A 12,263-nucleotide genomic window follows, 5' to 3' on the forward strand; every position below is an offset into this window, starting at 1 on the left:
ATGTTTTCCACCAGTTTTTCCTGGAATGACCTGCTGTTCCTGCTCGACGGCGCCTGGGTCACCCTGCAACTGACGTTCTGGTCGATCATCCTCGGCTCCTTCGCCGGGCTGTTGTTTGGCCTGCTGCGAGCGCTGTTGCCCCGCGCCAGCCTGCCCCTGGCCTGGGTGCTGGACGTGTTTCGCAGCGTGCCGCTGTTGATCCAGTTCGTGCTGTTCAACTCGCTCAAAAGCATCGTCGGCTTGAACATCAGTGCCTTCAGCGTCGGCTGCATTGTGCTGGGGGTCTACACCGCCGCGTACTTCACCGAGATCGTGCGCAGCGGCGTGCTGTCGGTGCCGTTCACCCTGCGGCGGGCCAGTCGTTCGCTGGGCCTGAGCTTTTTGCAGGACCTGCGCTGGATCGTCCTGCCAATGGCCACCCGCGTGGCCTTCCCCGGCTGGCTGAACCTGGTGCTCGGGGTGATGAAAGACACCGCGCTGGTGATGTGGATCGGCATCGTCGAACTGCTGCGCGCCTCGCAAACCATCGTCACCCGCATTCAGGAACCGTTGCTGGTGCTGTGCGTCGCGGGCCTTATCTATTACGTCATGAGCCTGGTGGTTGCACGCCTGGGCGCTCGTCTGGAAAGAAGGTGGCAAGAAAATGATTGAGATCGACAACGTACATAAATCCTTCGGCGATCTGGCCGTGGTCAAGGGTGTCAGCCTGACGGTGGACAAGGGCGAAGTGGTGTCGATCATCGGCGGCTCGGGCTCCGGCAAATCGACCCTGTTGATGTGCATCAACGGCCTGGAGCCGATCCAGAAAGGCAACATCCGCGTCGATGGCGTCGAGGTTCATCACAGCGCCACCGACCTCAACCGCCTGCGGCAGAAAATCGGCATCGTGTTCCAGCAATGGAATGCCTTCCCGCACCTGACCGTGCTGGAAAACGTGATGCTGGCACCGCGCAAGGTTTTGGGCAAAAGCAAGTGCGACGCCGAGGCGCTGGCGGTGCAGCAACTGACCCACGTGGGCCTTGGCGACAAGCTCAAGACCTTCCCCGGCAAGTTGTCCGGAGGCCAGCAGCAACGCATGGCCATCGCCCGCGCCCTGGCCATGTCACCGGACTACATGCTGTTCGACGAAGCCACCTCGGCCCTCGACCCGCAACTGGTCGGCGAGGTGCTGGACACCATGCGCATGCTCGCCGAAGACGGCATGACCATGGTGCTGGTGACCCACGAAATCCGCTTTGCCCGCGATGTGTCCGACCGTGTGGCGTTCTTTCGCAATGGCCTGGTGCACGAGATCGGCTCGCCGGATCAGGTGATTGGCAATCCGATACATGCGGAAACGGCGGCGTTTCTCAAATCAGTGAAATAACGACCGGCGATAAAAGGAGTCAGCCATGCGTTCATCGAAAGTCATTCATGTGGTCAGTTGCCACGCCGAAGGCGAAGTCGGCGATGTGATCGTCGGCGGTGTCGCCCCACCGCCCGGCGCCACCGTGTGGGAGCAATCGCGCTGGATCGCCAAGGATGAAACTCTGCGCAATTTCGTCCTCAACGAACCCCGTGGTGGCGTGTTCCGCCACGTCAACCTGCTGGTGCCGGCCAAGGACCCTCGAGCGCAAATGGCCTGGATCATCATGGAACCAGCGGACACGCCACCGATGTCCGGCTCCAACTCGCTGTGCGTCGCCACGGTGCTGCTCGACAGCGGCATCCTGCCGATGACCGAACCGCAAACCCGGCTGGTGCTCGAAGCGCCCGGCGGCTTGATCGAGGCCGTGGCCGATTGCCGCGACGGCAAGGTCGAACGGGTGGAAATCAAGAACGTGCCCTCCTTCGCTGATCGCCTCGACGCCTGGATCGAAGTCGAAGGCCTCGGCTCGTTACAGGTCGACACCGCGTACGGTGGCGACAGTTTTGTCATCGCCGACGCCAAAAGCCTGGGCTTTTCCATCCGCCCTGACGAGGCGGCCGAGCTGGTCGAGGTCGGGTTGAAAATCACCCGCGCGGCCAATGAACAACTAGGCTTCGTCCATCCGCTGAACCCCGAGTGGTCGCATATTTCCTTCTGCCAGATTGCCGCGCCCATCGTGGTTGAAAATGGCATCGCCACCGGGGCTAACGCCGTGGTGATTCAACCCGGCAAGATCGACCGCTCGCCCACCGGCACTGGTTGTTCGGCGCGTATGGCAGTGTTGCAGGCCAAGGGATTGATGCAGGTTGGCGAGCGCTTTATCGGCCGTTCGATCCTCGGTTCCGAATTCCATTGCCGCATCGATTCGATGACCGAAGTGGCCGGCCGCCCGGCGATCTACCCGTGCATTTCCGGCCGGGCCTGGATCACCGGCACCCACCAATTGCTGCTCGACCCCAGCGATCCCTGGCCACAGGGCTATCGCCTGTCAGACACCTGGCCCGGCGCCTGAAACTCCCCCAGACCAACGGCTATAAAAAACCCTGATTGATTGAAAAAACCACTGGCCGAGTATCGGCATTTAAAATATCGTATACGAAATACAAAAACGAACCGGAGGCAACAATGAGCAAGCGCATTAACTGGAGTGGCGTCTTCCCCGCGGTGACCACTCAATTCAACGATGACTTCTCCATCAACCTGGAAAAAACCCACCAGGTGATTTCCAACGTGATCCGTGACGGCGTATCGGGCCTGGTGGTGTGTGGTTCGGTGGGGGAAAACACTTCATTGACCGCCGAAGAAAAAATCGCCGTGACCGAAGTTGCGGTCGACGCTTCCCGCGGCCGCGTGCCGGTGATTTGCGGTGTGGCCGAGTTCACCAGTGTGCAAGCGGCCAAGGTGGCCAACGCGGTGCGCAGGGTCGGTGTCGACGGCGTGATGCTGATGCCGGCGCTGGTCTACGGTTCCAAGCCGTTCGAGACCGCCGAGCATTACCGCTACGTGGCGAAGAACGCCGACGTACCGTTGATGGTTTACAACAACCCGCCGATCTACAAAAACGACGTCACCCCGGACATCCTGATTTCCCTGGCCGACTGCGACAACGTGGTGTGCTTCAAGGATTCCTCCGGCGATACCCGCCGTTTCATCGACGTGCGCAATGAAGTCGGCGACCGTTTCGTGCTGTTCGCAGGTCTCGATGACGTGGTGCTGGAAAGCATCGCGGTGGGTGCCGAAGGCTGGGTCTCGGGCATGTCGAACGTATTCCCGAAAGAAGGCGAGACCATCTTCCGCCTGGCCAAGGCCGGTCGCTTCGCCGAAGCCATGCCGATCTACGAATGGCTGATGCCGATCCTGCACCTCGATGCCCGTGCCGACCTGGTGCAGTGCATCAAACTCTGCGAAGCCATCGCCGGTCGCGGCAGCGCCCTGACCCGTCCGCCACGCCTGGCACTGCCGCAAGCTGATCGGGAGTTCGTCGAACAGATCATGGCCAAGGCCATGGCCAACCGTCCGGAGTTGCCGGACGTCGGTCTCTGAGTGATTGCCGGGCGGATCCTTGCGGGTCCGGCCCGGCTACCTGTTTTCGCGCCTCTACAGGAAACGTCAGCATGTCCAATCCTCACAGCACCTCCAGCGCAACCACACCCTCGGGACTCAAACGCGTAGTGGCCGCCGCCATGGCCGGCACTGTCGCCGAGTGGTATGAATTCTTTCTCTACGGCACCGCCTCGGCCTTGGTCTTCGGCCAGCTGTTCTTCCGTCAGACCGACAGTCCGATCGACGGCATCATCGCCGCCTTCGCCCTGTACGCCGTCGGCTTCCTCGCCCGTCCGTTGGGCGGTCTGGTGTTCGGTCACTACGGTGACAAATTCGGCCGCAAGCGCCTGCTGCAACTGAGCCTGGTGGTGGTTGGCATCACCACGTTCCTGATGGGTTGCCTGCCCGGCTTCGACAGCATCGGCTATGCCGCGCCAGTGTTATTGGTGCTGCTGCGGCTGATTCAGGGCTTTGCCTTTGGGGGCGAATGGGGTGGCGCGATTCTGCTGGTGTCCGAACACTGCCCGGACAATCGCCGGGGCTTCTGGGCCAGTTGGCCGCAAGCCGGGGTGCCGGCCGGCAACCTGGTGGCGACCGTCGCCCTGCTGCTGTTGTCGTCAAACCTGTCGGAACAACAATTCCTCGCCTGGGGCTGGCGCGTGGCGTTCTGGTTCTCGGCGGTGGTGGTGCTGATCGGCTACTGGATTCGCACCAGCGTCGATGACGCGCCGATTTTCAAGGAGGCCCAGGCCCGGCAAGCGCAGACCAAGCAGCAACAACTGGGCGTGGTGGAAGTGTTGCGTCATCACTGGCGCGCGGTGCTGGTGGGGATCGGCGCGCGGTTTGCCGAGAACATCCTCTATTACACGGTGGTCACCTTTTCGATCACCTACCTGAAACTGGTGGTGCACAAGGACACTTCAGAGATTCTGTTTTTGATGTTCGGCGCGCACCTGCTGCACTTTTTCCTCATCCCACTGATGGGCTATCTGTCGGATATCGTGGGCCGCAAACCGGTGTACCTGATCGGCGCGGTGTTCACTGCGTTCTGGGGCTTCATCGGCTTCCCGATGATGGACACCGGCAACAATTGGCTGATCATCGGCGCCATCACCCTGGGCCTGGCCATCGAGTCGATGACCTATGCGCCCTACTCGGCGCTGATGGCCGAAATGTTCCCGACCCACGTGCGCTACACCGCCCTTTCGCTGTGCTACCAGGTGGCGCCGATCTTCGCCGGATCCCTCGCGCCGCTGATCGCCATCACCCTGCTCAACAAGTACCACAGCTCGACACCGATCGCCTGGTACCTGGTGGGCGCTGCGCTGATCTCCATCGTGGCTGTCGGCCTGACCCGGGAAACCCGTGGCAAGTCTTTGCACCAGGTGGATGCCGAATCCGCTGCGCGAATTGCCGCCCTGGACAACGCCGTGCCGGCCGCTGCGCGCCGGGGTGATTCGCTGGCTTGAACCTGACACACCCCACACCCTGTGGCGAGGGAGCTTGCTCCCGCTCGAGTGCGCAGCACTCGCAAAATAGGCAATGGTTGCCACTATTTTGGGGCCGCTACGCAGCCCAACGCGAGCAAGCTCGCTCGCCACAAAACAGCGCACGACTCCATACCCTTGATTGACCTACAAGGGGCCTGCCCCACCTTTTTCGACAGGAGTTTTCCATGCCCCAGATCATCGGCCACAACTACATCGGTGGTGCCCGCAGCGCCGCTGGCAACATCGCGATGCAGAGCCATGACGCCAGCACCGGCGCAGCGCTGCCCTATTCGTTCATGCAAGCCACCGCCGAGGAAGTGCACGCTGCTGCCCAAGCCGCCGCTGCCGCTTACCCCGCCTTTCGTAACTTGCCGGCGACACGCCGTGCAGAATTTCTCGAGGCCATCGCCGCGCAACTGGATGCCCTGGATGACGAATTCGTCGCCCTGGTCACCCGCGAAACCGCCCTGCCGACCGCACGCATCCAGGGCGAACGCAGCCGTACCAGCGGCCAGATGCGCCTGTTCGCCCAGGTGCTGCGCCGGGGCGATTTCTATGGGGCGCGTATCGACCGCGCGTTGCCCGAACGTCAGCCTCTGCCACGGGTCGACCTGCGCCAATACCGGATTGGCGTCGGTCCGGTGGCCGTGTTCGGCGCCAGTAACTTCCCGCTGGCCTTTTCCACCGCTGGCGGTGATACCGCGGCTGCTCTGGCCGCCGGTTGCCCGGTGGTGTTCAAGGCCCACAGCGGACACATGGCGACCGCTGAACACGTGGCCGACGCAATCATCCGCGCCGCCGAGCAAACCGACATGCCTAAAGGCGTGTTCAACATGATCTACGGCGCGGGCGTCGGTGAAACGCTGGTCAAGCATCCGGCGATCCAGGCCGTCGGTTTCACCGGCTCGCTCAAAGGCGGTCGCGCCCTCTGCGACATGGCCGCCGCACGGCCACAACCGATTCCGGTGTTCGCCGAAATGAGCAGCATCAACCCGGTGCTGGTATTGCCTGAAGCCCTGCGCGCACGGGGCGAAAAAATCGCCGGTGAACTGGTGGCGTCGGTGGTTCAGGGGTGCGGTCAGTTCTGTACCAATCCGGGGTTGGTAATCGGTATTGGCTCACCACAGTTCAGCGCGTTCACCGCTCGGCTCAGTGCCTTGATGGCCGAACAGCCGGCGCAAACCATGCTCAACGCCGGCACCCTCTCCAGCTACGAAAAAGGTGTGCAGGCGTTAGTCGACCATCCAGGGATAAGCCATCTGGCAGGCCAGGACCAGCACGGTAATCAAGCCCGGCCGCAACTGTTCAAGGCCGACGTCAGCCTGCTGCTCAAGGGTGATCCGCTGTTGCAGGAAGAAGTGTTCGGCCCGACCACCCTCGTCGTCGAAGTGGCCGATAAAGCCGAGTTACAACAAGCGCTGAACAGTTTGCACGGTCAACTCACCGCCACTTTGATTGGCGAAGAGCAGGACCTGAAGGAACACGCCGATCTGCTGGTGCTGCTGGAACAAAAGGTCGGCCGGGTACTGTTCAATGGCTACCCCACCGGCGTTGAAGTGTGCGATGCGATGGTGCATGGCGGTCCTTACCCGGCGACCTCCGACGCCCGTGGCACGTCGGTCGGCAGCCTGGCCATCGAGCGTTTCCTGCGCCCGGTGTGCTACCAGAACTGCCCGGATGCCTTGCTGCCCGACGCCCTGAAAAACGCCAACCCGCTGGGCATTGCCCGCCTGGTTGATGGCAACATCCAGCACGCCTCGCTGTAAAACAATCTGTAGGAGCGAGGCTTGCCCGCGAAGAATGCACCGCGATTTTCAGGTATTACGCGTCGTCGTTCTTCGCGGGCAAGCCTCGCTCCTACAGGATTTTCATCGCATTCAAGTCAGCAGTGCTTTCAGATCGTTGTACAGCGCCTCGGGAATCTGCACGCCCTCCACCAAACTGTGCGCCCGCGCCGCATAACGCCGTTGCGACGGCAAGCGCGCCCCCTGCCCTTCAATCCCTTGAAACAACACTTCGGCCCGGGCCAAGTGCTCTTCAGTGGCCGCTCCCAGAAAACGTCGCGGATCCAGCGCGATGATCAGCTCGCCGTGGTAGGGCGATGACTTGCTGCCCGCGTCGTAAGCCAGTGACTCGGCACTGGTCAGGTCACCGATCAAAGGCCCGGCAATCAACTCCACCATCGCCGCCAGCGCCGAGCCCTTGTGCCCACCGAACGTCAGCATCGCGCCGCTATCGAGCACCACGTTGGCATCGGTGCTCGGCCGCCCCTCGGCGTCCACGCCCCAGCCCTCGGGAATCGCCTTGCCGGCACGCCGATGCAACTCGATATCGCCACGGGCAATCGCACTGGTGGCGAAGTCGAACACAAACGGATCCTGCCCCACGCGTGGCCAGCCAAAGGCTATGGGATTGGTGCCGAACACCGGCACCCGTCCCCCGGCCGGCGCCACCCAGGCATGACTCGGATTACACGCCAGCGCCACCAGCCCGGCGGCGGTCAACTGTTCGATCTCCACCCACAGCGCCGAGAAATGCACACAACGATTGATCGCCAGCGCCGCAATCCCATTGGCCCGGGTTTTCTCTTCCAGTAACGGCAGCCCCGCCTGGAACGCCAACTGCGAAAAACCACCCCCGGCATCCACCCGCACAATCGACGGTGCCTGGTCGATCACCCGTGGCTCGGCGTCGGCCGACACCTTGCCGGCCCGCAGGGAATTCACGCAGCCCAGAATCCGGTACAAACCGTGGGACGCACAGCCATCGCGCTCGCCAGCGATCACCGTCGCCGCCACCGCTTGCGCATGGGCCAGGTTAAAACCGTTGTGCAACAGGATCGATTCGGCCAATTCACGGGCTTCGATCAGGGTCAGTCGAATCATGGTCATCTCCTTGGACAGACCGTTCAGCGTGGTCTATCCAAGGAGCGGTGGCTTGATCGGTTTAGGGACGGAGGGTGACGAAATGGGCACAGTGCCCTTTCGATCAGAACTGCGCTGCTTCCAGTTCAAAGAGGCATTCGCTACCGGCCCTGGCCGATGCACTCAGCGAGTGGATGCGCGGCAGCAGGCGGGCGAAGTAGAAGCGCGCGGTGGCCAGTTTACTGGCATAGAAAACGTCCTTGGAGTGCGTACTCATCGCAGTCTTGGCCATTCGCGTCCACATGTAGGCGTACGCGGTGTAGCCGAACACATGCAGGTACTCGACCGAGGCCGCGCCGATTTCATTCGGGTTGCTCTGGGCTCGATCCAGCAGCCACGCGGTCAGTTCGTCAAGGGTGTCCATCGCGGCGTTCAACGGTTTGGTGAACTCACCCAGGTCAGCGCAGGCGTTGGCGGTGTAGTGGCGAACTTCGGCGGCGAACAAGCGGTAGAGCGCCCCGCCGCTGGCGACTATTTTGCGCCCGACCAGATCCAGCGACTGAATGCCGTTGGTGCCTTCGTAGATCTGAGTGATGCGCACATCGCGAACCAATTGCTCCTGGCCCCATTCGCGGATGTAACCGTGGCCGCCGAAGATTTGCTGGCCGTGCACCGTGGTTTCCAGCCCCATGTCGGTGAGGAACGCCTTGGCCACAGGTGTCAGCAGCGACACCAGTTCCTGGGCGCGGGTGCGGGTTGGCGCGTCATCGCTGTACCTGGCGGTATCCAGTTGCAGGGCCACGTAGCTGGAAAACGCCCGCCCGCCTTCGTTCAAGGCCTTCATGGTCAACAGCATCCGCCGTACATCCGGATGCACAATGATCGGATCGGCAGACTTGTCCTTGCTCTGCGCGCCCGTCGGCGAACGGCTTTGCAGACGGTCACGGGCGTATGCGACCGCATTCTGGTACGAGCGCTCACCCAACGCCAGGCCCTGGATACCCACGCCCAGGCGTTCGTAGTTCATCATGGTGAACATCGCCGCCAGCCCCTTGTTCGGCGCATCGACGATCCAGCCAGTGGCCCCGTCGAAGTTCATCACGCAGGTCGCGGACGCCTTGATGCCCATCTTGTGTTCGATTGAACCGCAGGACAGCGCGTTACGCTCACCCAGCGAGCCATCGGCATTCACCAGCACCTTGGGCACCAGGAACAGTGAAATGCCCTTGGGGCCGGCGGGTGCATCCGGCAGTCTGGCCAACACCAGGTGAATGATGTTTTCGGTCAGGTCGTGCTCGCCGCCGGTGATGAAAATCTTGCTGCCACTGATCTTGAAACTGCCGTCGGCCTGAGGCTCGGCTCGGGTGCGGATCAGGCCCAGGTCGGTGCCGGCATGCGCCTCGGTCAGGCACATGGAACCGGTCCAGGTGCCGGCATACATGTTCGGCAGATAACGCTCCTTGAGTTCCTGGCTGGCATGGGCATTGATCGACAGGCACGCCCCGGCGGTCAGCATCGGGTACAGGCCGAACGACAGACTCGCCGAGTTGACCATCTCCTCGACCTGAGCCGAAATGGCCTTGGGCATGCCCATGCCACCGAACTGCGGATCACCGCCGACACCCACCCAACCGCCTGCGGCGAACGCTTGATAAGCCGCGACAAAACCTTCGGGAGCGATGACGATGCCATTGCTCCAGGTGCAGCCCTGCTCATCGCTGCTGCGGTTTAGCGGTGCGACCACCTCGGCGCTGATCTTGCCAGCCTCCTCAAGGATCGCGGCGGCCGTCTCTTCATCGATCACCTCGGTCAGGCCAGGCAATCTGGCCCAGAGCCGGGACACCTCGAAGACCTCGTTGAGTACGAAGCGCATGTCGCGCAAGGGAGCTTTGTAATCAGACATAGTTGGCTTACTCAGAAGTGGTCAGGGCATGCGACATGGCCTGACGTTGGGTTGTATCGGTTTCAGCGGTTTGCGCCACATCAGCTTGCGCAACGGGGTGACGCAGCAAGAAGTACGACAGGGCCGGGATCAGGATCAGCGCGCCGAGCATGTTCCACAGGAACATGAAGGTCAGCAGGATGCCCATGTCGGCCTGGAACTTGATCGGCGACCAGACCCAGCACACAACGCCCGCCGCGAGGGTGATGCCCACCAGGCCCACCACCCGGCCAGTGAACGACACGGCGCTGCGGTAGGCCTGGCTCAGCGGCAGGCCCTGGCGCTGGAAATGCAATTGCACGCTGAGCAGGTACAAGGCGTAGTCCACGCCGATGCCCACGCCCAGTGCGATCACCGGCAGGGTCGCGACCTTCACGCCTATGCCCATGGCCACCATCAGCGCCTCGCACAGGATCGAGGTCAGGACCAATGGCAACAGGGCGACCAGGGTTGCGCGCCAACTGCGGAAGGTGATCAGACAGAACAGCGTCACCGCCGCATAGACGTAAAGCAGCATGGTGCGATTGGCCTCGCGCACCACAATGTTGGTCGCCGCCTCAATCCCGGCCGACCCGGCCGCCAGCAGGAACTGGCGATCGTCGCTGTTGTTCTCCAGGGCGAATTTTTCGGCGATGCCCACCACGGCATCCAGGGTCTCGGCCTTGTGGTCCTTGAGGAAAGTGATCACTGGCATCAGCGAACAATCGGTGTTGAACAACTCCGGGGAGTTGACCGAGGCTTGCTGCGCGGCGTAGTTCAGCACGTCCTGATTGCGCTGGATGCTGTTGAGCTTGGGGTTGCCTTCATAGGTGCCGGCGGTGATCTGGCGCACCGCGTTAACCAGCGAAGTCGTGGCCTGTACGCCCGGATACTGCTGCAGCTCCCAGGCCAGGCGATCGGCGAGAATCAGTGTCTTGTAGCTCAGGCAGCCTTCCGGCGCGGTCTTGATCATCACCGCGAACAGGTCGCTGGACAGCGCGTAGTGGCTGGTGATGTAGGCGTTATCACGGTTATAGCGAGAGTCGGCACGCAACTCCGGTGCGCCACTTTCCAGATCGCCGATCTTCAGCTGCTGGCTGATCATGAAACCGCCGATGCCCATCAGTACCGCGACCACTACCGCCCCCGTGGCCCATTTGGCCGTGGTGAAGCGGTCGAGCAAGTCCCACAGTTTGCCGAAGCCTTTGTGCCCTTCGGCGCGCGTGTCGATGTTCAGCGCACGCTCGGCAGCCCTGGCGCCCACGCCGACATAAGACAGCGCCACCGGCATCAGCAACAGCGAAGTGAAAATCAGCACCGCCACACCGATACTGGCGGTGATCGCCAGATCCCGGATCACCGGAATATCGATCAGCATCAGTACCGCGAAGCCGACGGCGTCGGCCAGCAGCGCGGTAACGCCGGCAATGAACAGGCGGCGGAAGGTGTAGCGTGCGGCGATCAGTCTGTGGGTGCCACGGGCGATGTCTTGCATGATGCCGTTCATCTTCTGCGCCGCGTGGGACACGCCGATGGCGAAGATCAGGAAAGGCACGAGCACCGAGTACGGGTCAATGGCATAGCCGAGCCAGGCGACGATGCCCAGCTGCCAGACCACCGCGATCAGCGAGCAGCCGACCACCAGCAAGGTGCTGCGCACGCATCGGGTGTAGGCGTAAATGATGATCAGCGAAGTGACGACGGCCAGGCCAAAGAACATCATCACCTGGATCAACCCGTCGATCAGGTCGCCCATCAGCTTGGCGAAACCGATCACCCGGACTTTGTACGGACCCTTGCCCTCCTCCCCGGCCTTGCGTGCAGCACTGTCACCGGCAAACTCGATCTGGTCGCGCAACTGCTCTTCGAGCATTTGCGAAAAGGCGTGGTAGTCGATGCGCTGACCGCTGGCCGTGGCCTTGTCCAGCAGCGGCACGATCAGCATGCTCGATTTGTAGTCGCTGGCCACCAGACTGCCGACGATACCGGCGCGGGAAATGTTCTGGCGCAGCTGTTCTATTTCTGCCGGCTTGCCCTGGTAGGTATCGGGCATCACCGGGCCGCCCTGGAAACCTTCCTCGGTGACTTCGGTCCAGCGCACCGCCGGGCTCCACAACGACTTCATCCAGGCACGGTCGACACCCTCGGCAAGGAACAATCGGTCGTTGACCTGTTTGAGCACGTCCAGGTAACCGGGGTCGAAGATATCGCCCTGAGTGTTCTCCACCACCACCCGTACCGAGTTGCCCAAACCGCGCAGCGACTGGCGGTTTTCCAGGAAGTTCTGGATGTACGGCTGGCTCTGCGGAATCATCTTTTCGAAGCTTGGACGCAGCTCCAGGCGAGTCACGGCCATGTAGCCCAGCATCAGGGTGACCAGCGCCATCAGCAGCATGAACAGCGGACGGTAGTTGAACACCAGCCGCTCCAGCCGATTGCCGGAATGGCGGTCGAAATCCCGCAGATCGCGGATCACCGGCATGGTTTCTTGTTTGGTATGGCCCATGTCTGGGTTCTCGCTCTAAGGGTTCGAGGAC

9 protein-coding genes are annotated in these 12,263 nt (G+C 62.1%); 6 read left to right on the plus strand and 3 right to left on the minus strand.

The window, feature by feature from the left end; translation table 11 throughout:
- The 6 genes from ACEN8R_RS15105 to ACEN8R_RS15130 all read left to right on the plus strand — a co-directional run bounded on the left by ACEN8R_RS15105 (nucleotide 1) and on the right by ACEN8R_RS15130 (nucleotide 6,707).
- Nucleotides 1–651, plus strand: a complete 651-nt coding sequence (locus tag ACEN8R_RS15105) for an amino acid ABC transporter permease (RefSeq protein ID WP_064616855.1) — start codon at nucleotides 1–3, stop codon at nucleotides 649–651.
- A complete protein-coding gene (locus ACEN8R_RS15110) occupies nucleotides 644–1,366 on the plus strand; it encodes an amino acid ABC transporter ATP-binding protein (protein WP_064616854.1) in 723 nt (240 codons plus the stop codon). Before ACEN8R_RS15105 ends, ACEN8R_RS15110 begins: the two co-directional genes overlap by 8 nt.
- Nucleotides 1,367–1,391: 25 nt before the next feature.
- A complete protein-coding gene (locus tag ACEN8R_RS15115; RefSeq protein WP_064616853.1) occupies nucleotides 1,392–2,420 on the plus strand; it encodes a trans-3-hydroxy-L-proline dehydratase in 1,029 nt (342 codons plus the stop codon).
- Between the two features lie 113 nt (nucleotides 2,421–2,533).
- Entirely contained in the window at nucleotides 2,534–3,451 is a 918-nt protein-coding gene (locus ACEN8R_RS15120; RefSeq protein WP_018928306.1) for a dihydrodipicolinate synthase family protein, read from the plus strand.
- A gap of 71 nt (nucleotides 3,452–3,522) precedes the next feature.
- Entirely contained in the window at nucleotides 3,523–4,920 is a 1,398-nt protein-coding gene (abaF, locus tag ACEN8R_RS15125; RefSeq protein WP_495624175.1) for a fosfomycin efflux MFS transporter AbaF, read from the plus strand.
- Nucleotides 4,921–5,126: 206 nt separating this feature from the next.
- Nucleotides 5,127–6,707 (plus strand): aldehyde dehydrogenase (NADP(+)), encoded by a 1,581-nt coding sequence (locus ACEN8R_RS15130; protein ID WP_495624176.1) that lies wholly within the window; start codon nucleotides 5,127–5,129, stop codon nucleotides 6,705–6,707.
- A gap of 111 nt (nucleotides 6,708–6,818) precedes the next feature.
- Here ACEN8R_RS15130 and ACEN8R_RS15135 read toward each other — a convergent pair whose 3' ends face one another.
- The 3 genes from ACEN8R_RS15135 to ACEN8R_RS15145 all read right to left on the minus strand — a co-directional run bounded on the left by ACEN8R_RS15135 (nucleotide 6,819) and on the right by ACEN8R_RS15145 (nucleotide 12,232).
- Nucleotides 6,819–7,826 carry an Ldh family oxidoreductase gene (locus ACEN8R_RS15135; RefSeq protein ID WP_457326885.1) on the minus strand — a complete coding sequence of 336 codons (1,008 nt, stop codon included), beginning with the start codon at nucleotides 7,824–7,826 and terminating at the stop codon, nucleotides 6,819–6,821.
- A gap of 103 nt (nucleotides 7,827–7,929) precedes the next feature.
- On the minus strand, nucleotides 7,930–9,708 hold the full coding sequence (locus ACEN8R_RS15140; protein WP_495624177.1) for an acyl-CoA dehydrogenase C-terminal domain-containing protein: 1,779 nt from the start codon (nucleotides 9,706–9,708) through the stop codon (nucleotides 7,930–7,932).
- 7 nt (nucleotides 9,709–9,715) lie between these two features.
- Nucleotides 9,716–12,232 (minus strand): efflux RND transporter permease subunit, encoded by a 2,517-nt coding sequence (locus ACEN8R_RS15145; protein WP_495624178.1) that lies wholly within the window; start codon nucleotides 12,230–12,232, stop codon nucleotides 9,716–9,718.
- Nucleotides 12,233–12,263: the final 31 nt, after the last annotated feature.

The sequence above is a fragment of the Pseudomonas sp. Pseusp15 genome, assembly GCF_059492165.1.